Source organism: Streptomyces niveiscabiei (assembly GCF_033794345.1).
GTDB classification, from domain to species: domain Bacteria; phylum Actinomycetota; class Actinomycetes; order Streptomycetales; family Streptomycetaceae; genus Streptomyces; species Streptomyces niveiscabiei.
This window is the reverse complement of sequence record NZ_JARAYJ010000013.1, coordinates 72,037-95,488: the sequence shown is the minus strand read 5'-3', so window position 1 is coordinate 95,488 and position 23,452 is coordinate 72,037. Positions and strand designations below refer to the sequence as shown.

At 72.0% G+C, this 23,452-nt stretch carries 20 protein-coding genes; 8 read left to right on the top strand and 12 right to left on the bottom strand.

The window, feature by feature from the left end:
* Window positions 1–61: 61 nt before the first annotated feature.
* Genes PV682_RS19885 through PV682_RS19840 form a run of 10 tightly spaced genes read right to left on the bottom strand, consistent with a single transcriptional unit; the run spans window position 62 to window position 10,679 of the window.
* A complete protein-coding gene (locus PV682_RS19885) occupies window positions 62–1,573 on the bottom strand; it encodes an NADH-quinone oxidoreductase subunit N (RefSeq protein WP_319731655.1) in 1,512 nt (503 codons plus the stop codon).
* Window positions 1,570–3,144, bottom strand: a complete 1,575-nt coding sequence (locus PV682_RS19880; protein ID WP_319731653.1) for an NADH-quinone oxidoreductase subunit M — start codon at window positions 3,142–3,144, stop codon at window positions 1,570–1,572. The genes PV682_RS19885 and PV682_RS19880 overlap by 4 nt, the downstream gene beginning before the upstream one ends.
* Before the next feature lie 6 nt (window positions 3,145–3,150).
* A complete protein-coding gene (locus PV682_RS19875) occupies window positions 3,151–5,145 on the bottom strand; it encodes an NADH-quinone oxidoreductase subunit 5 family protein (protein WP_319731651.1) in 1,995 nt (664 codons plus the stop codon).
* Complete coding sequence (gene nuoK, locus PV682_RS19870) at window positions 5,142–5,528, bottom strand: NADH-quinone oxidoreductase subunit NuoK (RefSeq protein ID WP_319731649.1); 387 nt, start codon at window positions 5,526–5,528, stop codon at window positions 5,142–5,144. Before nuoK ends, PV682_RS19875 begins: the two co-directional genes overlap by 4 nt.
* The gene (locus PV682_RS19865; RefSeq protein ID WP_319731646.1) at window positions 5,528–6,253 is read right to left on the bottom strand and encodes an NADH-quinone oxidoreductase subunit J family protein; all 726 of its coding nucleotides are present in this window, start codon (window positions 6,251–6,253) and stop codon (window positions 5,528–5,530) included. Before PV682_RS19865 ends, nuoK begins: the two co-directional genes overlap by 1 nt.
* A complete protein-coding gene (locus PV682_RS19860) occupies window positions 6,250–6,777 on the bottom strand; it encodes a 4Fe-4S binding protein (protein ID WP_407705708.1) in 528 nt (175 codons plus the stop codon). The genes PV682_RS19865 and PV682_RS19860 overlap by 4 nt, the downstream gene beginning before the upstream one ends.
* Window positions 6,778–6,833: 56 nt before the next feature.
* The gene (locus tag PV682_RS19855; RefSeq protein ID WP_319731641.1) at window positions 6,834–7,802 is read right to left on the bottom strand and encodes a complex I subunit 1/NuoH family protein; all 969 of its coding nucleotides are present in this window, start codon (window positions 7,800–7,802) and stop codon (window positions 6,834–6,836) included.
* Window positions 7,799–9,628: an NADH-quinone oxidoreductase subunit C gene (locus PV682_RS19850; RefSeq protein ID WP_319731639.1), complete on the bottom strand. Its 1,830-nt coding sequence runs from the start codon at window positions 9,626–9,628 to the stop codon at window positions 7,799–7,801. Before PV682_RS19850 ends, PV682_RS19855 begins: the two co-directional genes overlap by 4 nt.
* The gene (locus tag PV682_RS19845) at window positions 9,625–10,242 is read right to left on the bottom strand and encodes an NADH-quinone oxidoreductase subunit B (RefSeq protein WP_319731637.1); all 618 of its coding nucleotides are present in this window, start codon (window positions 10,240–10,242) and stop codon (window positions 9,625–9,627) included. The genes PV682_RS19850 and PV682_RS19845 overlap by 4 nt, the downstream gene beginning before the upstream one ends.
* 29 nt (window positions 10,243–10,271) lie before the next feature.
* Window positions 10,272–10,679, bottom strand: coding sequence for an NADH-quinone oxidoreductase subunit A (locus PV682_RS19840; protein ID WP_319731635.1), 408 nt, complete (start codon window positions 10,677–10,679; stop codon window positions 10,272–10,274).
* A gap of 194 nt (window positions 10,680–10,873) precedes the next feature.
* Here PV682_RS19840 and PV682_RS19835 point away from each other — a divergent pair, with 194 nt between their 5' ends.
* The 5 genes from PV682_RS19835 (at window position 10,874) to PV682_RS19815 (ending at window position 17,872) form a co-directional block, all read left to right on the top strand.
* The gene (locus PV682_RS19835; RefSeq protein ID WP_319731633.1) at window positions 10,874–12,037 is read left to right on the top strand and encodes a sensor histidine kinase; all 1,164 of its coding nucleotides are present in this window, start codon (window positions 10,874–10,876) and stop codon (window positions 12,035–12,037) included.
* A gap of 300 nt (window positions 12,038–12,337) precedes the next feature.
* Window positions 12,338–13,693: a sensor histidine kinase gene (locus tag PV682_RS19830; protein WP_319731631.1), complete on the top strand. Its 1,356-nt coding sequence runs from the start codon at window positions 12,338–12,340 to the stop codon at window positions 13,691–13,693.
* Window positions 13,694–13,974: 281 nt separating this feature from the next.
* The gene (locus tag PV682_RS19825; RefSeq protein WP_319731880.1) at window positions 13,975–14,634 is read left to right on the top strand and encodes a response regulator transcription factor; all 660 of its coding nucleotides are present in this window, start codon (window positions 13,975–13,977) and stop codon (window positions 14,632–14,634) included.
* Between the two features lie 237 nt (window positions 14,635–14,871).
* On the top strand, window positions 14,872–16,803 hold the full coding sequence (locus PV682_RS19820) for a 2-oxoacid:acceptor oxidoreductase subunit alpha (protein ID WP_319731628.1): 1,932 nt from the start codon (window positions 14,872–14,874) through the stop codon (window positions 16,801–16,803).
* Entirely contained in the window at window positions 16,796–17,872 is a 1,077-nt protein-coding gene (locus PV682_RS19815) for a 2-oxoacid:ferredoxin oxidoreductase subunit beta (protein WP_240001060.1), read from the top strand. Before PV682_RS19820 ends, PV682_RS19815 begins: the two co-directional genes overlap by 8 nt.
* Window positions 17,873–17,954: 82 nt before the next feature.
* Here the strand turns inward: PV682_RS19815 and PV682_RS19810 are convergent, their stop codons facing one another.
* Entirely contained in the window at window positions 17,955–18,380 is a 426-nt protein-coding gene (locus PV682_RS19810; protein ID WP_319731625.1) for a winged helix-turn-helix transcriptional regulator, read from the bottom strand.
* Between the two features lie 91 nt (window positions 18,381–18,471).
* Here PV682_RS19810 and PV682_RS19805 point away from each other — a divergent pair, with 91 nt between their 5' ends.
* From PV682_RS19805 to PV682_RS19795, 3 genes are all read left to right on the top strand, one after another.
* Window positions 18,472–19,326, top strand: coding sequence for an SDR family oxidoreductase (locus PV682_RS19805; RefSeq protein ID WP_319731623.1), 855 nt, complete (start codon window positions 18,472–18,474; stop codon window positions 19,324–19,326).
* A gap of 254 nt (window positions 19,327–19,580) precedes the next feature.
* On the top strand, window positions 19,581–20,606 hold the full coding sequence (gene rarD, locus PV682_RS19800; RefSeq protein WP_319731621.1) for an EamA family transporter RarD: 1,026 nt from the start codon (window positions 19,581–19,583) through the stop codon (window positions 20,604–20,606).
* A 316-nt stretch (window positions 20,607–20,922) separates the two neighbouring features.
* Window positions 20,923–21,879: a M28 family metallopeptidase gene (locus PV682_RS19795; RefSeq protein WP_319731619.1), complete on the top strand. Its 957-nt coding sequence runs from the start codon at window positions 20,923–20,925 to the stop codon at window positions 21,877–21,879.
* Window positions 21,880–21,986: 107 nt separating this feature from the next.
* Here PV682_RS19795 and PV682_RS19790 read toward each other — a convergent pair whose 3' ends face one another.
* On the bottom strand, window positions 21,987–23,294 hold the full coding sequence (locus PV682_RS19790) for a tetratricopeptide repeat protein (RefSeq protein ID WP_319731617.1): 1,308 nt from the start codon (window positions 23,292–23,294) through the stop codon (window positions 21,987–21,989).
* Between the last annotated feature and the right edge of the window lie 158 nt (window positions 23,295–23,452).

The window sequence follows — 23,452 nt, the reverse complement described above, 5'->3', positions numbered from 1 at the left end:
GACGAGCGCCACGAGTTCCCTAGCGCACGCGGGCGCGCCGGTCGGCCGTCCGGGTGAGGCCTCAGAACAGGGTGGTGTCGGCGAACCGCAGGACCAGCTGGGGCGCCCCGGACAGGACGACGGCGACGGTGGCCGTGAGGGTGAGCGCGGCCGTCAGGGGGACCGGGACGCGGTGCCGTGCGGGCTCCCCCTCGGGCGCCGCGAAGAGCAGGGCCGTCCAGCGGAGGTAGTAGAAGAGGGCGATCACGACGTTGACGGCCATGACGACGGCGAGCCAGCCGAGGCCCGCGTCGACGGCCGCGGAGAAGACGGCGACCTTCGCGAAGAGGCCGATGACGCCGGGCGGCAGGCCGGCGAGGCAGAGCAGGAAGAAGGCAAGCAGGAGCGCGGAGAGCGGGCTGCGGGCGTACAGGCCCCGGTAGTCCGTGAGGCGGTTGGCGGGGCTCTGGCGGGCCACCAGGGCGGCCACGGCGAACGCGCCGAGGTTCACGGCGGCGTACATCAGCGCGTACGCGAGGGTGGAGCCCACGGCGCGGGCGGCGTCGTGCGTGTAGGCGGCGGAGGCGATCGGTACGAGGAGGTAGCCGGCCTGGCCGACGGAGGACCAGGCGAGGAGGCGTACCGCGCTGTACGCGCGCGTGGCGTGCTGGCGCAGGGCGGCGGCGTTGCCGACGGTCATGGTGAGCGCGGCGAGCCCCGCGAGGGCGGGGCCCCAGACGTCGCCGTACGAGGGGAGGGCGACCACGGTGACGAGGATCAGGCCGGAGAGGCCGACGGCCTTGCCGACGACCGACAGGTAGGCGGCGATCGGCAGGGGCGCGCCCGCGTACGTGTCGGGGACCCAGAAGTGGAACGGGACGGCGGCCGTCTTGAAGGCGAAGCCGACGAGGGTGAGGACGACGCCCGTCTGGGCGAGGGTGTGGAACTGGCCGTCGATGTCCTGGACGCGTTCGGCCACCTGGGTGAGGTAGAGGGTGCCTGTCGTGGCGTACACGAAGCTGATGCCCAGGAGGCTGACGGCGGTGGCCGTGACGGACGACAGGAAGAACTTCAGGGCCGCTTCGGAGGAGCGCTTGTCGCCGTGGCGGATGCCGACCAGCGCGAACGCGGGCAGGGAGGCGACCTCCAGGGCGACGACCAGGGTGGCGAGGTCGCGGGAGGCGGGCAGCAGGGCGGCGCCTGCGGCCGAGGACAGCAGCAGGAACCAGTACTCCCCCGCGGGCAGGGTCTTGCGTTCGTCCTTGAGGGCGGTGACGGACAGGAGGGCGGTCAGGAGGGCGCCGCCGAGCACCAGGAACTGGACGACGAGGGTGAAGCGGTCCGCCGTGTAACTGCACGCGCGCGGGTCGCCGACCGCGCAGAAGGTGGCGTGGTCGCCGTCCAGGAGGGGCAGCAGGAGGGCCGCGGCGGCGGCGAGTCCGGCGACGGAGAACCAGCCCAGGAGGTGTTTCTTCGCGTCCGGGAGGAACAGGTCGGCGACCAGGACGGCGAGGCCGGCGACGGCCGTGACGGTCGGCGGGGCGATCGTGAGCCAGTCGACCGACTGGACGACGGACTGCGCGAGGGCGCTCATCGGGGGCCTCCTGCGAGGAGCTGCTGCACGGCCGGGTCGGTGAGCCCGAGGAGGGCCTTGGGCCACAGGCCGCCCACGACGGTGAGGACGACGAGCGGGGTCCAGGCCGCGAACTCGTACGCGCGCACGTCCGCGAGGTGCGGGGCGTCCTGCGGGACGGCGCCCATGCACACGCGCCGGACGACGAGCAGGAGGTACGCGGCCGTCAGGAGGGTGCCGAGGGCGGCGATCGCCGTGAACGTCAGGAAGGCCGGACGGCTGAGGTCGCTCGCGGGGTCGAAGGCGCCGAACAGGGCCAGCATCTCGCCCCAGAACCCGGCGAGTCCGGGCAGTCCGAGGGAGGCGACGGCGGCGAACGCGAGGAGCCCGCCCAGGCGCGGCGCACGGCCGTACAGGGCCGCTCCGGTCTCCCGGGCGAGGGTGTCGAGGTCGGTGCTGCCGGTGCGGTCCTTGAGGGCGCCGACGAGGAAGAACAGCAGGCCGGTGATGGGGCCGTGGGCGATGTTCGCGAACAGGGCGCCGTTCACGCCGGTCGGTGTCATGGACGCGATGCCCAGCAGGACGAAGCCCATGTGGCCGACGGAGGAGTAGGCGATGAGGCGTTTGAGGTCGCCGTTCGCGCCGGGCCTGACCAGGGCGAGGCAGGCCAGGGAGCCGTAGACGATCCCGACGACGGCGAAGGCGGCGAGGTAGGGCGCGAAGGTGCGCAGGCCGTCCGGGGCGACGGGCAGGAGGATGCGGACGAACCCGTAGGTGCCCATCTTGAGCAGGACGCCGGCGAGCAGGACCGATCCGGTGGTCGGGGCGGCGGTGTGGGCGTCGGGGAGCCAGCTGTGCAGGGGCCACATCGGGGTCTTCACGGCGAGCCCGAGACCGATCGCCAAAGCGGCGGTGACCTGCACGGATGTGGTCAGGGACCGGCCGTTGTCAGTGGCGAGTGCGACCATGTCGAACGTGCCCGCTTTCACGCCGATCAGGAGCAGGCCGAGGAGCATGACGACGGAGCCGAGCAGCGTGTAGAGGATGAATTTCCAGGCCGCGCGGGTCCGGTCCTCGCCGCCCCAGCGGGCGATGAGGAAGTACATCGGGATGAGGACGGTCTCGAAGGCGAGGAAGAACAGGAGGAGGTCGAGGACGGCGAAGGTGGCGAGGGTGCCGCCTTCCAGGAGGAGCAGCAGGGCGACGAACGCCTTCGGGGACGGGCCCGCGGGCGGCTTGAAGTAGGAGTACAGCGCGCACAGGAAGGTCAGCAGCGCGGTCAGGACCAGCAGCGGGAGGGAGATGCCGTCGATGCCGAGGTGGATGCGTACGTCGAGCGCGGGGATCCAGCTGATGTCGGTGCTTGCCTGCATCGTCGACGGGTGGTCGTGGTCGAAGCCCAGCGCGAGGGCGATCGCGGCGGCCAGGACAGCGCCGGTGACGGTCACGCCGTGGCGCAGCACCGCCTGGTCCGGTGACTTCCCCTTCAGCCCCGGCGGGGCGGGCAGCAGGGCGGTGACGGCGCCGAGGAGCGGTCCGGCGACGGTGAACGCCAGAAGGAACTGCATCACGGACTCGTTGATACCGATCACGCCCGTTCACCCTCCCGAGGCGACGAGAAGGACGGTCACCGCGAGGACGACGGTGCCGGCGAGCAGGGCGCTCACATAGGTCTGGACGTTGCCGGTCTGGGCCCGCCGTACGGCGGTGCCGAGCCAGCGGGGCAGGGCGGCGGCGCCGCCCACGTAGGCGTCGACGACCTCGCGGTCGAGGAAGCGGACCAGGCGCGCGGCGGACCGTACCGGGCGGACGAACAGGGCGTCGTAGACGGCGTCCAGGTGGAAGCCGGTGGCCGCGTGGCGGTGCAGGGGGCCGAGCAGCAGGCGTCCGGGGTCGGCGGGGTCCTGGGCGGCGGCGACGCTCCCGTACGCGGGCGCGTGGCTGGCGATGGCCTCGGCCTCGACGGTGGCCGCGTCGCCGTCCGGGTGGGCGGCGACCGCGCCGAGGGGGACGCGGGCGGCGGTGGCCGTCAGGTGGCGGTGGGCGCCGTACGTGATCAGGGCGCCGACGAGGGCGAAGCCCGTGCCGAGGACGGAGGTGGTGAGGGTCGGGGCGAGGGAGGTGCCGTCGAACCAGTCGGGGAGCGTGGCGTAGGCGAGGCCGCCGAGGGCCAGGGACGGGAGGGCGAGGACCCACAGGACGACGGTCATCGACAGGGGCTGCCGGCCGTGGCCGGGGGCTTCGGGGCCCCGGCCGTGGAAGGCGAGCAGCCACAGGCGGGCCGCGTAGGCGGCGGTCAGGAGGGCGGTGAGCAGGGCGGCGACGACGACGGTCCAGCCCGCTGCGGCGGGGGCGTGCTCGGTGTGGCCGGTGACGACGTGCTCGGCGGCGCCGAGGACGGACTCCTTGGAGAAGAAGCCGCTGAACGGCGGGATCGCGGCGAGCGCGAGGAGCGCCACGGTCATCGTCCAGTACGCGTCCGGCACGCGGGCGCGCAGGCCGCTCGTACGGGACATGGCGGCCAGGGAGTTCGTACCGGCCGCGTGGATGAGCGCGCCGGCCGCGAGGAACAGGAGCGCCTTGAAGGCGCCGTGGGACAGGAGGTGGAAGACGGCGGCGCCGCGGTCGCCGACGGCGAGGGCGCCGGTCATGTAGCCGAGCTGGCCGATCGTCGAGTAGGCGAGGACGCGTTTGATGTCGTCCTGCGCGAGGGCGGCGAGTCCGGAGCCGAGCATCGTCACGGCGGCCATCACCGCGAGGACGCCCATGGCGGCGTGCGACGCCTCGAAGACCGGCAGCAGGCGGGCGACGAAGTAGACACCGGCAGCGACCATCGTCGCGGCGTGGATCAGCGCGGAGACGGGCGTGGGGCCCGCCATCGCGTCCGGGAGCCAGGTGTGCAGCGGGAACTGCGCCGACTTGCCGGCCACGCCCGCGAGGAGCAGCAGGGCGATCAGGGTCGGGTGGTCGAGGCCGCCGTGGGCCACGGCGTCGAGGATCGCCGTGATCCGGAACGACCCGGCGTCCGTGGCCAGCGCGAACAGGCCGATCAGGAACGGGACGTCGCCGAGCTTCGTGACCAGGAACGCCTTGATCGACGCGGCGCGCGCCTCGGGGGTCTCCCAGTAGTGGCCGACCAGGAAATATGAGCAGATGCCCATCACCTCCCAGCCGACGAGCAGCACGATCAGGTCGCCCGAGTAGACGACCAGGAGCATCGCGGCGGTGAACAGGGAGACGAGGGCCGCGTACGAGGGGTAGCGGGGGTCGTCGCGGAGGTAGCCGGTCGAGTAGATCTGCACACAGGTCGCGACGAGGGCGACCAGGACGGCGACCAGGGCCGCGAAGCCGTCGATGTGCAGGGCGAGTTCGACGGGGATCGACCCGGTGGGGGTGAGTTCCGTCGCCGCGTCGATCGCGGCGTCGCCTCCCTGGCGTACGGCGACCAGGGCGGCCAGCGCGAGGGCGGCGAGCGGGGGCAGGACGGCCAGGGGGCGGACGTAGCCGGGGGCCGTGCGGCCCAGGAGGAGGCCGGCGAGCGCGCCGAGGAACGGCAGGAGGGGGACGAGGGTGGCGTAGGTGGTCGTGGTCACGCGGCGGCCTCGGCCTTCTCGTCCCTCGGGTGCGGGGTGTTGTGCGAGGGCTCCGCCGTCTGCGGTGTCTCCGCCGTGTCGCGGAGCCGGTCGATGTCCGAGGTGCCCCGGTTGCGGTACACGGCGAGGACGATCGCGAGGCCGATGCCGATCTCCGCGGCGGCGATGGCGATGGTGAACAGGGTGAGGGCCTGGCCGGAGTGGAGGGTGTCCTCGGCGGTCCTGCTGAGCCAGACGTCGAACGCCACGAGGTTGAGGTTGACCGCGTTGAGCATCAGCTCGACCGACATCAGGACCAGGATCGCGTTGCGGCGGGCCAGGACTCCGTAGAGGCCGGTGCAGAAGAGGAGGGCCGAGAGGACGGCGGGGTAGGCGAGGTGCATCAGCTGGCGCCTTCCTGCTCGGTCGGGGGGTTGGGGTCGGTGGGGTCGGGGTCGGTGGAGGGAGCGAGGGTGCCTGCGGGGCTCGTCGTGGCCGGGGTTTTCGGGGGGCGCGAAGTTTTTTCGGAATCTGTGACGGGTTGGGAACTCTGCGTGACCGGTCGGGCGTTGTCGGGGGGAGAGCTCGCTTCGGCTTTCGCTTTGCGGGACAGGACGATCGCGCCGACCAGTGCCGCGAGGAGGAGGACGGAGAGGGCCTCGAAGGGCAGGACCCAGTGCCGGAAGAGGCTCTCGCCGGTGACCTTCGTGGAGCCGGCGGCCGGGCCGTCGAGGTCGATCCAGGTGGTGCGGAAGGCGTCGGCGACGACCCAGACCAGGGCGGTGGCGGCGACGGCCGCGACCGCCAGGGCGGGCCACCGGTTCCCGGAATCGGCGTCCGGGGAGCGGCCGATGGGGGCGCGGGTCAGCATCAGACCGAAGAGAAGGAGGACGACCACGGAACCGACATAGATGAGGACCTGCACCCAGGCGATGAACTCCGCCGTCAGCAGCAGGTACTCGACGGCGAGTCCCCCGAGGGCCACGACCAGCCAGAGAGCCGCGTGCACCAGCTGCCTGGTGGTCACGGTCACCACGGCGGCGCCGAGGGTCAGCAGGCCGACCAGCAGGAACGCGACCTCGACACCGGTCGGCGAGAGAAAGCCGTGCGGCGCTTGGGCGAGGGTCACTGCCGGCCTCCCGGGGGGTCGGTGGGGGCGGTGCCGTCGGAGGGGGGCTCGGGGCGGTCGGTGGCGGTCAGTTTCTCCGCCGCCTTGCGGGCCGCCGCCAGTTCCTTCGGTTCCTCCGCGCCGGGGTCCAGCGGGGGCGGCGCGGGGACCGTCCACATCCACTCGCGGAGTTTGTCCCGCTCGTGGGTGAGGTCGCGGATGTCGGTCTCGGCGTACTCGAACTCGGGGGACCAGAACAGGGCGTCGAAGGGGCAGACCTCGATGCAGATACCGCAGTACATGCAGAGGGAGAAGTCGATGGCGAAACGGTCGAGGACGTTGCGGCTGCGCTCGCGGCCACCGGGCGCGGCGGCGGGGATCGTCTCCTTGTGGGAGTCGATGTAGATGCACCAGTCGGGGCACTCGCGGGCGCAGAGCATGCAGACCGTGCAGTTCTCCTCGAACAGGCCGATGACGCCGCGGGTGCGGGGCGGGAGGTCGGGCTGGACGTCGGGGTACTGCTCGGTGACGGACCGGCGGGTCATCGTGCGCAGGGTGACGGCCAGCCCTTTGGCCAGGCCGGAGCCGGGGATCGGAGGCACTAGGAGATCACCACCTTGACGACGCCGGTGACGGCGATCTGGGCGAGGGACAGGGGGACGAGGAGGGTCCAGGAGAGCTTCTGGAGCTGGTCCTCGCGCAGGCGGGGATAGGTGACGCGCAGCCAGATCACGACGAAGGCGAGGAGGGCGGTTTTCAGGAGGGTCCACACCCAGCCGAGGCCGTCGGCGCCCCAGGGGCCGTGCCAGCCGCCCAGGAAGAGGACGGTGGTGAGGCCGCACAGGACGACGATGCCGGCGTACTCGGCGAGCAGGAAGAGGGCGAAGCGCAGGCCGGTGTACTCGGTGTAGGCGCCGAAGATGATCTCCGAGTCGGCGACGGGCATGTCGAAGGGCGGGCGCTGGAGTTCGGCGAGGCCGGCGACGAAGAAGACGATCGCGCCGACGAGTTGCCAGGGCAGCCACCACCACTCGAAGGCGTCGAGGATGCCGGGCAGGGAGACCGTGCCGGCCGCCATGGCGACGGAGGCGGCGGCGAGGAGCATCGGGAGTTCGTAGGCGAGGAGTTGGGCGGCGGTACGCAGGCCGCCGAGGAGAGAGAACTTGTTGGCACTGGCCCAGCCGGCCATGAGGGAGCCGAGGACGCCGACGCCCATCACGGCCAGGACGAAGAAGATCCCCGCGTCCAGGACCTGGCCGACCGCGCCCTCGCCGGGGCCGATCGGGATCGCGAGCAGGACGAGGAGGTACGGGAGCAGGGCGACGGCCGGGGCGAGCTGGAAGACGCGGCGGTCCGCGCCCGCCGGGACGACGTCCTCCTTCTGCGCGAACTTGACTCCGTCGGCCACCAGTTGGGCCCAGCCGTGGAAGCCGCCCGCGTACATGGGGCCCAGGCGGCCCTGCATGTGGGCCATGACCTTGTGTTCCGTCTGGCCCACGAGGAGGGGGAAGGTGAGGAACACGGCGAAGACGATCAGCAGGCGCAGGGTGACGTCGAGCGCGTCGTTCACCGCGGGCCTCCTGAGGGGGTGTCGTCGTCTTCGCCGGGGGGCTGGGGCGGTTCGGGTGCCGGGGGTTTCGGGGTGGCGCCGGGGGTTTCCGGTCGGCCGGCTTCGGGGGTGGGCTCCGGGGCTGGGGTGTCCGGTTGTTCAGCCTCGGGGGTCGGGTCTGGAGCCGGGGTACCGGGAGTTTCCGGTCGCTCGGCATCGCGAGCGGGCTCCGGGGCCCGGGGGGCGGAGGTCGGTTCGCCTGGGGTCGGTTCGCCTGGGGTCGGTTCGCCGGAGGGTGGGTCGTCGAAGGCCGGGCGGGCGTGGTGCCAGGGGGCGTCGGCGCTTCGGGGGGTGGGGCGGCGAGAGGGCTGGGGCTGGGTGCGCTGGCTGGCGGAGCCCTGGGCGGCGCTGCGGTTGCGGCGGGGGCCGGAGGGCGGGGGCGCTGGGGTCTCGTCCGTCGGCGCCGGTTCTGTTCGGGGCTCGCCCGCTGACTCCGGTTCCGCCGGGCGTGCGCCTTCCGACGCCGGTGCCGTCAAGGGCTCGTCGGCCGGTGCCGGTGCCGGCAGGGGCGCGCGCGTGGGTGTCGGTTCCGCCGGGAGGTGGGGCCGTTGGGAGGCTGAGCCTTCGCCTGCGGTTCGGGAACGGCGGGGCGCGGCCGGAGTCTGGCGAGGTGTCGTCGGTGGGGCCTGGGGTGTGGGGGCCGGGGCCGTCGTTCCGGTTTCGTCGCCGGGGGCTGCCTGGCTGTCGGTTCGCTGGCTTGCCGAGCCTTGGGCGGCCGAGCGGTTGCGGCGGGCGGGCGTATGGCCGGGGGCCGTGGTCGCGGGGGGTGTGCCGGGCGTCGGGTCGGGAGCGGCTGGGGTCGGGGCCGCCGTTGCGGGGGCCGTCGTACCGCTGCCGGTCTCCGCAGCTCCGGCCGTACCCGACGGCTGGCTGGCCGAGCCCTGGGACGCCGAGCCCTGGGACGCCGAGCGGTTGCGGCGGGCGGGGCGGCCGTCGGGGGTGGTCCCCGGCGGGGGCGGGGTGCCGGGGGTGGGTGTTTGGCTCGCGGAGCCTTCGGAGGCCGAGCGGGTACGGCGGGCGGGCCCAGGTGTTGCGGCTTGCGGGGTGGGGGTTTCGGCCGGGCCCGTTTGGCTCGCGGAACCCTCCGAGGCCGAGCGGGTGCGGCGGGCGGGGCGAGGGGTTGCGGGGTCCGCAGCGGTGGGGGCCGCTGGGGCGGCGTCTGGAGTTGTGGGGGCCGGGGTTGTCCGCGTGGGGCGGGGGCGGCGGGCTGGTGGGGTGGGGAGTTGGCCCTTCTGGGGGCCCCATTCGTTGGGGTCGGGGACTCCTGGAGGGAGGGCTTGGCGGCGTTTGGGGGCGGCGTGGTCGGATTCGCCGGGGTCCTTGGCGCCGGGCCAGGGTTTGGCGGCGCGGGCGACCAGGACGAAGTCCTTGCGGAGGGGGTGGCCTTCGAAGGTGTCCGGGAGGAGGAGGTGGGTGAGGGAGGGGTGGTCGGTGAAGACCACGCCGAACATTTCGTGGGTCTCGCGTTCGTGCCAGGCCGCGCCGGCGTAGACGTCCACGGCGGTGGGCAGGGCGGGGGACGTGTGCGGGACCGTCGTACGGAGGAGGAGGCGGCGCAGGGGGGACAGGGCGACGACGTGGGCCGAGACGCGGAAGCCGGTGCCGGGTTCGTCCACGGCGCTGAGCCAGTCGAAGTACGTGCAGGTCAGGGTCGTACGGGCGGTGCGCAGGGCCGTGAGCCAGGTCGCTGCGGGTACGTCGACGGTGAGGACCTCGTACGACTCGTCCGCGACGGCGTCGGGGCCGAAGAGGTCCTGGACGGGGGCCGGGAGCCAGCCGGTGGTCATCGGGGGGTGCCCTTCGGCTCGGGGGCCGGGAGCAGGTCGCTCTGGAGGGCGGCCGGGGAGGGGCGGGTGGCGTAGCGGTCGGCCAGGGACTCGCGGGCGATCTTCTCCTGGAGCTTGAGGATTCCCTGGAGCAGCGCCTCGGGGCGGGGCGGGCAGCCGGGGACGTACACGTCGACGGGGATGATCTGGTCGACGCCCTTGGTCACCGAGTACGAGTCCCAGTACGGGCCGCCGCAGTTGGAGCAGGCGCCGAAGGAGATGACGTACTTCGGCTCGGGCATCTGCTCGTACAGCCGCTTCACGGCCGGCGCCATCTTGTCGGTGACCGTGCCCGATACGACCATCAGGTCGGCCTGGCGGGGTCCCGGCGCGAACGGGATCACGCCGAGCCGGATGAAGTCGTGGCGGGCCATGGACGCGGCGATGAACTCGATCGCGCAGCAGGCGAGGCCGAAGTTGAAGACCCACAGGGAGTAGCGGCGGCCCCAGTTGAGGACGACCTTCATGGGTTCGGGGGCGAGCCGGGCGAGCGCGCCGAGGCGTTTGGGTTCGGGGAGGTACACGGATGACGGGGTCACGGCGTCGCCCTCGCCGGCCGGCGTAGTACCCGTCATACCCGTAGTCCTCTCGGCCGACCCCGGTGTCACGTCCATTCCAGGACGCCCTTCTTGTACGCGTAGAGCAGACCCACGGTCAGGAACCCCAGGAAGATGAACATCTCGACGAGTGTCGTAGCCCCGTAGCCCTCGGCGGCGAAGACCGTCGCCCAGGGGAAGAGGAAGATCGAGTCGACGGCGAAGATGACGTACAGGAAGGCGTAGACGTAGTACCGGACCTGGGTATGAGCCCAGCCCTCGCCGACCGGGTCGACGCCGCACTCGTACGTCATGAGTTTCTCCGGCGTCGGGACGACGGGCCGCAGCAGGCGGCCCGCGCCGAACGCCACCGCCACGAACAGCACGCCGACGACGGCGAGCAGTCCGACGGCCGAGTACGACTGGAAGTAGTCCGCCGCGAGCGCGGTCCCCGGGGCGCCGGTCGATTCCCGCACGTCCGTCCCTTCGCTGCCGAGTTGTCAGAGCCGTCAGAGCTGTCTGCTGTCGCGTACTCACGGGAGTCTAGGCCCTGCTAAAGGGACGGTAAGCGGGTCGTCACGCCACTTCTGGTGAGGGTGGGGCTTTCCCCCGGGACCCGGCGGTGGGGAACGCCATGGCGCCGCCGCCCGGCACACGGCAGGCTGGCCGTATGACCGCGAAATCCCTGGCTCCCGACGAGCCCCTCCCTCCCCCGCGCCCCGCCCTCGACGCGGTGACGTGGAAGGAGATCACCCATCTCGTGCTCAACCTGCCGGTCGCGCTGACCGGTTTCACGTACGCCGTGACGATGCTGGCCGTCGGCGCGGGGCTGACGGTGACCGTCGTCGGGCTGCCGCTGCTGGCGTTCGGGCTGATGGGCGCGCGGGCGATGGGGCGGTTCGAGCGGGCGCGGGCGCGGGTGCTGCTCGGGGTGCGGGTGGAGGAGCCGTCGAAGGTGCCGTGGCGCCGGGGGCGCGGGTTCCTGCCGGTGCTGTGGACGGCGCTGAAGGACCCGGTCGGCTGGCGGACGGTGCTGTACGACGTGGTCAGGCTGCCGTGGGGGATCCTCACGTTCGCGGTCGCCGTCACCTCGCTGTTCGTGGCGTGGCCTCTCCTCCCCTATCTGGCGCGGGCGTTCGCGAACGTGGATCGGGCGATGGTGCGGGCGCTGCTGTCGCCGTCGGACGAACTGGAGCGCCGGATCGCGGAGTTGGAGTCGGACCGGGGGGTCGTGGTGGACACGGCCGCGGCGGACCTGCGGCGCATCGAGCGGGATCTGCACGACGGGGCGCAGGCGCGGCTCGTCAACCTCGCGATGGGGCTCGGGCTGGCCAAGGAGAAGCTGCTCGAGGACCCGGACACGGCCGCGGAGATGGTCGCGGAGGCGCACGGTGAAGTGAAGCTGGCCTTGCAGGAGTTGCGCGATCTGGCGCGCGGCATCCACCCGGCGGTCCTCACCGACCGGGGGCTCGACGCGGCGCTCTCCTCCGTCGCCTCCCGCTGCACGGTTCCGGTGAAGGTCACCGCCGACCTGCCGACCCGGCCCGCGCCGGCCATCGAGGGGATCGCCTACTTCACGGTCTCCGAGCTGCTCCAGAACATCAGCAAGCACAGTGGCGCGCGGTCCGCCTCGGTGGACGTGTGGCGGTCCGACGAACGGCTGCTGATCCAGGTGAGCGACGACGGGCAGGGGGGCGCGAGCCTCGACAGGGGGACGGGGATGCGGGGGCTGGCGGACCGGCTGGACGCGGTCGACGGGCTGTTCGTCGTGGACTCGCCGCCGGGGGGCGGTACGACGGTGACGGCGGAACTGCCGTGGCGGGACCGGGGGTAGCTCTGGGGAGGTAGTACTCCGGGGGTACGTCGGGGGCAGCTCCGGAGGGGTAGTTCTGAGGTATGGGGTCGCTCGTAGCCCTCACGGTCGTACGACCGTGAGGGCTACGGGTATGACGGGGCCCGCCCGCGCCGCGCCGCCCTGCCCCGCCCCGAGCCCCTCGGCCTGACCGGGTACGACCGCGGAGGTAGGGATAACCCCCCACCCGAGACGCCGACGGACTCCATGGCTCCCCCGGCCCCCACCCGCGACCCTGGTGGTACGGCAGACGGTGCACGACGAGCGGAACGGGACGGAGCCATGGCCATGCAGGGCGTGGGGTACGGGGGATACGGGGACCACGAGGGCTACGGGGAGCCCGAGCGGCGTCATCGGCTGCCGGCGGCGCTGCGGGCCCCGTTCGAGGGGCGCAGCTGGCGGGAGTTCGGGTACGTCCTGCTGAGCCTGCCGATCAGCGTCGTGTTCTTCAGCTACACGGTGACGATGCTGTCGGTGGGCGTCGGCCTCATGGTGTCGTTCCTCGGGGTGCCGCTGCTGGCCGTCACGCTGGCGGGCTGCCGGGGTTTCGGGGCGCTGGAGCGGGCCCGCGCGCGCGGGCTGCTCGGTATGGAGATCGGTGACCCGGCGCCGCCGCGCCCGCGCAAGCGGAGCCTGATGGGCTGGGTGGGCGCGGTCCTCAGGGACGGCGCGTCGTGGCGGCACGTGCTGTACTCGCTGCTGCAACTCCCGTGGGCGGTCTTCACGTTCACCGTCTCGGTGACGCTCTGGTCGATCGGCTGGATGATGCTGACGTACCCGCTGTGGTTCTGGGTGTTCCCGATGTACGCGGGCCAGGACGGCCTCCAGCTGTACGGCGACGGCACGCACCGGATCTACCTGGACAACCCGTTCGAGATCACCGTGACCGCGCTGATCGGCCTGGTGTTCACGATGGTCACGCCGTGGATCGTGCGCGCGCTGACGACGGTGGACCGGCTGATGGTGCACGGCCTGCTGGGACCGTCGCGGCTGGCCTCGCGCGTGGTGGAGCTGGAGTCGGACCGGGGCGTCGTGATCGACACGGCCGCGGCGGACCTGCGCCGGATCGAGCGGGACCTGCACGACGGCGCGCAGGCCCGCCTGGTCAACCTGGCGATGGATCTGGGCCTGGCGAAGGAGAAGCTCCGCGAGGACCCGCAGGAGGCCGCGCGGATGGTCTCGGAGGCGCACGGCGAGGTGAAGACGGCGCTCCAGGAGCTGCGTGACCTGGCGCGCGGCATCCACCCGGCGGTCCTCACCGACCGGGGCCTGGACGCGGCGCTGTCCTCGGTCGCCTCCCGGTGCACGGTCCCGGTGCAGGTGGACGTGGACCTCGGCGAGCGGCCCGCGCCGGCCATCGAGGGGATCGCCTACTTCACGGTCTCCGAGCTGCTCCAGAACATCAGCAAGCACGCGCGCGCGACGATGGCGTCGGTGGACGTGTGGCGGGTGGAGAACCGGCTGATGCTCCAGGTCGTCGACAACGGGGTGGGGGGCGCCGACACCTCCGGCGGGTCGGGGCTCGCGGGACTCGCGGAGCGGCTGGACGCGGTGGACGGGATCCTGGTGGTGGACTCTCCGGCCGGGGGGCCGACGCGGGTGACGGCGGAGCTGCCGTGGCGGGCGGAGCGGATCTGATCGTCGTCCCTGTCGCTGCCCATGAGGGCGTCGTTTCGGTCAGGACCGGTCGCGCGTGACCGATTCTGACCGAAACGCTGTCCTATAGGGGTCGCTTTCACGCCGTTTTCCGTCGTCGATCGGTCCTCTAGGAGCACATGGAAGCCTGTTCCGTGGCTCCCGGAACTCCTTGAAGAGGGGTCGGGTCGTCCTTGGGGACGATCCGTTCGGCTCCGGGCCTGGGATGCTGGGTGCGCACGCAGCCGTACAGCTACCGGGGGGCCGGAATCGTGGAGGACAGGGTGCGAGTCGTCATCGCGGAGGACTCGGTGTTGTTGCGGGAGGGGCTGACCAGGCTGCTCACCGACCGGGGGCACGACGTGGTCGCCGGGGTCGGGGACGGGGAGGCGCTCGTCAAGACGATCACGGAGCTGGCCGCCGAAGGCGCGCTGCCGGACGTGGTCGTCGCGGACGTGCGCATGCCGCCGACGCACACGGACGAAGGGGTGCGGGCCGCCGTACAGCTCCGCAAGGCCCATCCCGGGCTCGGGGTGCTGGTGCTGTCACAGTACGTGGAGGAGCGTTACGCCACCGAACTGCTGGCCGGTTCCAGCCGCGGGGTGGGATACCTGCTCAAGGACCGGGTGGCGGAGGTCCGCGAGTTCGTGGACGCCGTCGTGCGCGTCGCGCAGGGGGGTACGGCGCTGGATCCCGAGGTCGTCGCGCAGCTCCTCGGCCGTAGCCGCAAGCAGGACGTGCTGGCCGGGCTCACGCCCCGGGAGCGGGAAGTACTGGGCCTGATGGCTGAAGGGCGGACCAACTCGGCGATCGCCAGGCAGCTCGTGGTCAGCGACGGGGCCGTCGAGAAGCACGTCAGCAACATCTTCCTGAAGCTCGGCCTGTCGCCCAGTGACGGGGATCACCGCCGCGTTCTCGCGGTGCTGACCTACCTGAACTCGTGACGGGGTAGCACTGTAGTCGCTTGACATTGTCAATGACCGGGTGTGGTGGACGACGGGGAACGGAGCGAGCGGTAGATCATGACAAGCCGGGGCGTCCGGCCGTCGTACGGCGGTGATCCGCGCACGATGATCGGCCGAATGGCCGAGGGCGGGCGACCCTCACAGTCGTAGGCTTGATCTGGGAGGGCCTGCGGGAAGGCAGCTCCCGGACAGCCGCCTCGAAGGAGGTCCAGTTCAGTGACCAGTCAGGTCAGCAGCCCGGCGGAGCAGGCCGACGAAGCCGTCGTGGGAGAGCAGCGCAAACCGGGCGGGACGGCGAAGGACGTACGCCGTGTCGACCGGGTGATCATCAGGTTCGCGGGGGACTCGGGCGACGGGATGCAGCTCACGGGTGACCGGTTCACCTCGGAGACGGCGTCGTTCGGGAACGATCTGTCCACGCTGCCGAACTTCCCGGCCGAGATCAGGGCCCCCGCAGGGACGCTGCCCGGGGTGTCGAGCTTCCAGCTGCACTTCGCGGACCACGACATCCTGACGCCGGGTGATGCGCCCAATGTGCTGGTGGCGATGAACCCGGCGGCGCTGAAGGCGAACGTGGGCGACCTGCCGCGCGGCGCGGAGATCATCGTCAACACGGACGAGTTCACCAAACGGGCGATGCAGAAGGTGGGGTACGACGCGAGTCCCCTGGAGGACGGCTCGCTGGACGGCTACCACCTCCATCCGGTGCCGCTGACGACGTTGACGGTCGAGGCCCTCAAGGATTTCGACCTCACCCGCAAAGAGGCCGAGCGCAGCAAGAACATGTTCGCGCTCGGCCTCTTGTCATGGATGTACCACCGGCCCACGGAGGGCACGGAGCGGTTCCTGAAGGCGAAGTTCGCGAAGAAGCCGGAGATCGCCGAGGCGAACCTGACGGCCTTCCGCGCGGGCTGGAACTTCGGCGAGACGACGGAGGACTTCGCGGTCTCCTACGAGATCGCGCCGGCCACCACCGCGTTCCCGCCGGGCGTCTACCGCAACATCTCCGGCAACCTCGCGCTCGCGTACGGGCTGATCGCGGCCTCCCGCCAGGCGGACCTGCCGCTGTTCCTCGGCTCGTACCCGATCACCCCGGCCTCGGACATCCTGCACGAGCTGTCGCGGCACAAGAACTTCGGTGTGCGCTCGTTCCAGGCGGAGGACGAGATCGCCGGCATCGGCGCGGCGCTGGGGGCGGCCTTCGGGGGCTCCCTCGCGGTGACGACGACGTCGGGGCCCGGCGTAGCTCTCAAGAGTGAGACGATCGGCCTCGCCGTGTCGCTCGAACTGCCGCTGCTGATCGTCGACATCCAGCGCGGCGGCCCCTCGACCGGCCTGCCGACCAAGACCGAGCAGGCCGACCTGCTCCAGGCGATGTACGGCCGCAACGGCGAGGCGCCGGTGCCGATCGTCGCCCCGCGCACGCCCGCGGACTGCTTCGACGCGGCGCTGGAGGCGGCCCGTATCGCGCTGGCGTACCGCACGCCGGTGATGCTCCTGTCGGACGGCTACCTGGCCAACGGCTCCGAGCCCTGGCGGGTCCCCGAGGTCGACGAACTGCCCGACCTGGCCGTGCGGTTCGCGCAGGGCCCCAACCACACGCTCGCGGACGGCACGGAGGTGTTCTGGCCGTACAAGCGCGACCCGCACACCCTCGCGCGCCCGTGGGCCGTCCCCGGCACGCCCGGCCTCGAACACCGCATCGGCGGCATCGAGAAGCAGGACGGCACGGGCAACATCTCCTACGACCCGGCCAACCACGACTTCATGGTCCGCACCCGGCAGGCCAAGGTCGACGGCATCGACGTCCCGGACATCGAGGTCGACGACCCGGACGGCGCGCACACGCTGGTGCTCGGCTGGGGGTCGACGTACGGCCCGATCACGGCCGCCGTACGCCGGCTCAGGACGGCCGGGGAGGCCATCGCGCAGGCGCACCTGCGGCATCTGAACCCCTTCCCGAAGAACCTCGGTGTCGTACTCAAGAGGTACGACAAGGTGGTGATCCCCGAGATGAACCTCGGTCAGCTCGCCACGCTCGTACGGGCGAGGTACCTGGTCGACGCCCACTCCTACAACCAGGTCAACGGCATGCCGTTCAAGGCGGAGCAGCTCGCCACGGCGCTCAAGGAGGCCATCGATGGCTGAGCCGACGCAGGTGTCCGAGGCGAACCCGCTGCTCCAGCTGGTCCCGAGGGCCGAGGCGAAACAGGCCATGAAGGACTTCAAGTCGGACCAGGAGGTGCGCTGGTGCCCGGGCTGCGGGGACTACGCGATCCTGGCGGCCGTGCAGGGCTTCATGCCCGAGCTGGGGCTGGCGAAGGAGAACATCGTCTTCGTGTCGGGGATCGGCTGCTCGTCGCGGTTCCCGTACTACATGAACACCTACGGGATGCACTCCATCCACGGGCGCGCGCCCGCCATCGCGACGGGGCTCGCGTCGTCGCGGCGGGACCTGAGCGTGTGGGTGGTGACCGGTGACGGGGACGCGCTCTCGATCGGCGGCAACCACCTCATCCACGCGCTGCGGCGCAACGTCAACCTGAAGATCCTGCTGTTCAACAACCGGATCTACGGGCTGACGAAGGGGCAGTACTCCCCTACCTCGGAGGTAGGGAAGATCACGAAGTCGACGCCGATGGGCTCGCTGGACGCGCCCTTCAACCCGGTGTCGCTGGCGCTCGGCGCGGAGGCGTCGTTCGTGGCGCGGACCATCGACTCCGACCGCAAGCACCTGACGGAGGTGCTGCGGCAGGCCGCCGCGCATCCGGGGACCGCGCTGATCGAGATCTACCAGAACTGCAACATCTTCAACGACGGGGCGTTCGAGTCGTTCAAGGACCGGGAGGCGGCCCAGGAGGCGGTCATCCGGCTCGAACACGGGCAGCAGGTGCGCTTCGGCGCGGACGGCACGCGGGGGGTCGTACGGGACCGTCGTACCGGAGAGCTACAGGTCGTCGACGTCACTCCGGAGAACGAGGCGGACCTCCTCGTGCACGACGCGCACGCCGAGTCCCCGACGACGGCGTTCGCGCTGTCCCGGCTCGCCGACCCGCAGACGCTGCACCACACGCCGATCGGGGTGCTGCGTTCCGTGCGGCGGCCCGTGTACGACAGCCTGATGGCCGATCAGCTGGACACGGCCGTCGAGCAGCGCGGGAAGGGCGACCTCGCGGCGCTGCTGGCGGGCGGGGACACGTGGACGGTGGTGGGCTGACGTCCGCCGCGGCGGGTGGGTTCCGAGGCTTCGGGGCTCACCCGCCGCCCGCTCACCCGCCATCCGCTCACCCGCCGCCCGCTCACCCCGCCGCCCGCTCCTCGCGGCGCGCGTCGTACTCCGCGCGGGCCGCCATGACCTGGTCCAGGCGGGTCTGGGTCCACTGGGCGACCTCGCGGACGCGTTCGGCGGCCTCGCGGCCGAGAGGGGTCAGGGAGTAGTCGACGCGGGGCGGGATGACCGGGTGGGCCTCGCGGTGGACGAGGCCGTCGCGCTCCAGGGTCTGGAGCGTCTGGGTGAGCATCTTCTCGCTGACCTTGCCGATCGCGCGGCGCAGTTCGCTGAAGCGGTAGGGGCGGTCCAGGAGGTTGAGCAGGACGAGGACGCCCCAGCGGCTCGTGACGTGCTCCAGCACCAGGCGCTGGGGGCATATCGCGCTGTCGGCCTCCTGGTGGGCCCGTACGAGGTCCGTGAAGCGCGGGGCGCTGGTCTCCTTGGTTACCGACATGCCGGTAGCTTACCTCAAAGTGGGTACTTTCCTCTGGTTAGCGCTACCCCTAGGGTTAGTGCGCAGAGCACCCCACAAGGAGTTGTGAACCATGAGCATCGTCGTCACCGGAGCCACCGGACACCTCGGCCGCCACGTCGTGGAGCAGTTGCTGGAGAAGGTTCCCGCGGAGCGGATCACGGCCGTCGTGCGCGACGAGGCCAAGGCCGCGGACCTCGCCGCGCGCGGCGTCAAGCTCGCCGTCGCCGACTACAACGCCCCCGAGACCTTCGACGGCGTCCTCGCCGCCGGCGACAAGGTCCTGCTGATCTCGGGCAGCGAGGTCGGCAACGACCGGCCCGGCCAGCACCAGGTCGTCATCGACGCCGCGAAGGCCGCCGGCGTGGCCCTGCTGGCGTACACCAGCGCGCCGGGCTCCCTGACGGCCGCGCTCGCGGACGACCACCGCGCCACCGAGAAGGCGCTGCTCGCCTCCGGGGTGACGTACACGCTGCTGCGCAACGGCTGGTACCACGAGAACTACACCGAGAACCTGGCCCCCGTCCTGGAGCACAGCGCGGTCGTCGCGGCGGCGGGCTCGGGGCGCGTCTCCTCCGCCTCCCGCGCGGACTACGCGGCTGCGGCCGTCGCCGTGCTGACCGGCGAGGGGCATGAGAACCAGACGTACGAGCTGGGCAGCGACGCCGCGTGGAGCTTCGCCGAGTACGCCGCCGAGCTGAGCGCGCAGACCGGCAAGGAGATCGCCTACAACGCGGTCACGACCGAGGTGCTCACCGGCATCCTCGTCGGCGCCGGGCTGCCGGAGCCGCTCGCGCAGATCTTCGCCGGGGTCGACGCGTCCATCGAGAAGGGCGAGCTGGAGATCACGTCCGGCGACCTGTCCCGGCTGATCGGGCGTCCGGCGACGCCGCTCGCCGAGGCGATCACGGCGGCGCTGAAGGGCTGAGCGCGGGGCTGACCGCCGGGGGCGCCGGGGGTCCCTCGGAGGTATTACCCCGGCGGTATTACCTCGCAGGTACGACGGGGTGTACGGGTGACGCGGATGGGCGTCGCGCGTGCACCCCGTGGTCGTACCCGGGTAGTACCCGGAGCCCCGTCATGACCGTATCCCGATACACGCATGACTTCCCCGCCCCTCCCCCGTTACCTTCGTCCCGGCGTCCGTGCGGTGCGGGCCGGTGGGGCGAAGCGGGAGGTGTCGTGGCCGGGATGTCCAAGGGCGAGCAGCGAATAGGGATGGTGAACGGGTTCGCCGCCTACGGGATGTGGGGGCTCGTCCCGCTGTACTGGCCACTGCTGAAACCCGCCGGGTCGGTGGAGATCCTGGCCCACCGGATGGTGTGGTCGCTCGCCGTGGTCGCCGGCGCGCTGCTCGTCGTACGGCGCTGGGCATGGGCGAAGGAGCTGGTCCGGCAGCCGAAGCGGCTCGCGCTGGTCGTGGTCGCCGCGTCGGTGATCACCGTCAACTGGGGCGTGTACATCTGGGCGGTCAACGCCGGGCACGTCGTCGAGGCGTCCCTCGGGTACTTCATCAACCCGCTCGTCACCATCGCGATGGGCGTCCTGCTGCTGAAGGAGCGGATGCGGCCCGCGCAGTGGGTGGCGGTGGGCGTCGGGTTCGCCGCCGTCGTCGTCCTGACCGTCGGGTACGGGCGGCTGCCGTGGATCTCGCTGGTCCTCGCGTTCTCCTTCGCGACGTACGGGCTGGTCAAGAAGAAGGTCAACCTCGGCGGCGTCGAGTCGCTGGCCGCCGAGACCGCCGTGCAGTTTCTGCCCGCGCTCGGGTACCTGCTGTGGCTGAGCGCGCGGGGCGAGGCGACGTTCACGAGCGACGGTGCCGGGCACGCCGCGCTGCTCGCCTCGACCGGCATCGTCACCGCCGTACCCCTCGTCTGCTTCGGTGCGGCGGCGATCCGGGTGCCGCTGTCCACGCTGGGGCTGCTCCAGTACCTCGCGCCGGTGTTCCAGTTCCTGCTCGGGGTCGTCTACTTCGGTGAGGAGATGCCGCCCGAGCGGTGGGCGGGCTTCGGGCTGGTGTGGCTGGCCCTCGTCCTCCTCACGGGGGACGCGTGGCGTACGGCGCGCAGGGCGAGGAGCGAGATCAGCGTGCCGAGCGCGGCCATCGCGACGGGGACGGTGAGCGCCGCGCGGAAGGCGGAGAGCGTGGCCTCGGGGGTGGTACCCGAGGGGGACGCCGAGCCGATGCCGCCCGTCGCCAAGCCGTAGACCGCGGTCACCGCGGAGATGCCGAGCGCCGAGCCGAACTGGGTCGAGGTGTGCAGGAGGCCACTGGCGAGGCCCTGGGCGCGGGGGTGTACGCCGTCGGTGGCGGCGATCGTCAGGGGGCCGTCGGGTACGGGGCCGTACCGGGTGGGTGCGTTGTGGCGGGTTCCGCCCTTGTTGCCCCAACTCCCCTTTCCGAAGGCCCTCTTGACTCCGTGTTGACCTCGGCTTCACCATCCACTCACCTCATCAACCGTGGTCTCCCTGCGGAAACCCCGCACGGGAGCGCCGCCAGGACTGGATTCCGGAGCCCCCCACCATGAAGCTCTCAGTCTCCGCGCGGGCGTCGGCCGCCGCCGTCGTCGCTGGTGTCACCTTGTTCGCGACCGGTGTCACCGGGTCGGCCGCCGGTGCGGCATCCGGCGCCGGGTCATTGGCCGCCGCGCCCGACATCCCCGTGGCCGGCGTGAAGGCGCACCTCAGCCAGTTGCAGTCGATCGCGACGGCCAACGGCGGCAACCGCGCGCACGGCCGGGCCGGCTACCTCGCCTCGGTCAACTATGTGAAGGGCAAGCTGGACGCGGCCGGATTCACCACCACCGTCCAGCAGTTCACCTCCTCCGGCAGGACCGGCTACAACCTGATAGCCGACTGGCCCGGCGGAGACGCGAATCAGGTTGTCATGGCCGGGTCACACTTGGACAGCGTGTCCTCCGGCGCCGGCATCAACGACAACGGCTCCGGCTCCTCCGCCGTCCTGGAGATCGCCCTCGCCGTGTCCCGCGCGAACTACCAGCCCACCAAGCACCTGAGATTCGCCTGGTGGGGCGCCGAGGAACTCGGCCTCGTCGGCTCCCGGTACTACGTCAACAACCTCTCCGCCGCGAACCGCGCCAAGATCAGCGGCTACCTCAACTTCGACATGATCGGCTCCCCCAACCCCGGGTACTTCGTCTACGACGACGACCCCACGATCGAGAAGACCTTCAAGGACTACTTCGCGGGGATCGGCGTCCCCACCGAGATCGAGACCGAGGGCGACGGGCGCTCCGACCACGCGCCCTTCAAGAGCGCGGGCGTCCCCGTCGGCGGCCTCTTCACGGGCGCGAGCCGCACGAAGACCGCCGCGCAGGCGACCAAGTGGGGCGGTACGTCGGGGCAGGCGTTCGACCGGTGCTACCACTCGTCGTGCGACACGACCGCCAACATCAACGACACGGCACTGGACCGGAACTCGGACGCGGCGGCGTACGCGGTGTGGACGCTGTCGTCGTGATACGCCGGGCGGGGCTGTAGCGACGTCACGTCGTAACGGGTACGTCGCGACGATACCGTTCCGTCGCGACGTACCCGTTACGACGAAACGGACCCGTCGCGACGTCGTCACCGTACCGCCGCCGCCCGTTCCGCGAGCCGCAGCATGCGGGACCTCGCGGAGTCCAGGGCCGTCGGGTCCTCGGCCGCCGGGCCGCCCTCCGTGGCGAGGGTGGTCCACAGGCCGAGGAGTTCGTTGCCGAGGTTCAGGCCCTGGACGGGCTCCCGCACGGCGCGCCAGGCCGTCGCGGCGCTCTGTACGTTGCCGTACGCGGCCTCGGCGTCGCCGGCGTGGCGGTGGGCGCGCGCGACGTCGAGGGAGACGTGGAAGGCGCGGACCGGGTCGCCGGCCAAGTACGCGATGTACGCGGCGAGTTCGCGCAGGCGCAGTACCTCGGGGTGGTCCGCGCCGAGCGCCGCCGACGCGTCGGTCACCGTCTGTTCCGCCAGTCCCGCCGCCGTGTCGATGCGGCCCGCGCGGACGGCCTCGTTGATCCGGGCCACCGGTCCGGCGAGCGGTCCCGGTTCCACGCCGTCGGCCTCCCGGGGGTCGTCCCCCAGGACGGCTTCGGCCACCGCGTCGAACCCGCGCGCGGGCGTGTGCTTCGCGGAGGGCTCCGGGGTGGTGGTCGCCGGGTCGAGGAGGGGGGCGCGGGTGGGGCGGGACGGAGGGGTGTCGAGGGGGACGGGCTGGGGGCGGGTGTCGAGCAGGGGGGACGACGGGGCGGGGGGTTCGGGGGTGTCGTACGAGGGCTCCGGCGGGGCTTCGGGTTCGGGCCACGTCTGAGGTCCGGGAGTTCCCGGGAAGGCGGGGCGCTCGTCCGACGCCACGTGCTCCTCGGACGCCGGGTGCCCCTCGGTCCCCGGGTGCCCCTGGGGTTCGAGGTGGTCCATCGCCGGGGGCGGGCCGAAGACTCCGGTCGGTGCGGTGACGGTGCCCGGCGCGAGGGCGGCGTACGCGTCGTCCGTCGGCGCGGGGGGCTGGGCGGCGGAGGGTGCCTCGTCCGCGTACCCGTCGTCCTGCGGCTCGGGGGCGCTTGTCGCGGGGGGCGCCTCGGCGGCGTGCGCGTGCGGTGCCGTGAGCGGTGTCGGTTCCGCCATGAGGGTGCTGGAGCCGTCCGGGGCGACCTGGATGGGGACGTCGTAGCCGCTGCGTTCGTCGTGGATCGTGGCCAGGACCGGGTGCCCCGTGGCCACGGCGATGCGGCGCAGGTGGGCGAGGACCGCGTGCTTGATCTCCTCGCCCTCCGGGGCGGTGACCGGGACCCCGCCGACGGACGCGGTGTCCCGGCCGGCGGCCGTCGCGACCCGGACGTCGATCGGCGCGGGCGCCATCACGGCGGGCCCGGACTGGGGCTCTCGGCTGGGTCGAGACATGTGTTCCTCACTCGGTTCTGCCGGGGAACCGGCGTTCCGCGCGTCACGATCCGATAAACACGCTTACCGGCGAGTATGGCCGCTCGGCCCCGGTGTTCGCGTCACCGGGACGTCACAGCCTCGTTCCAGATACCTGGCCGGAATCCGGCGCCGTACAC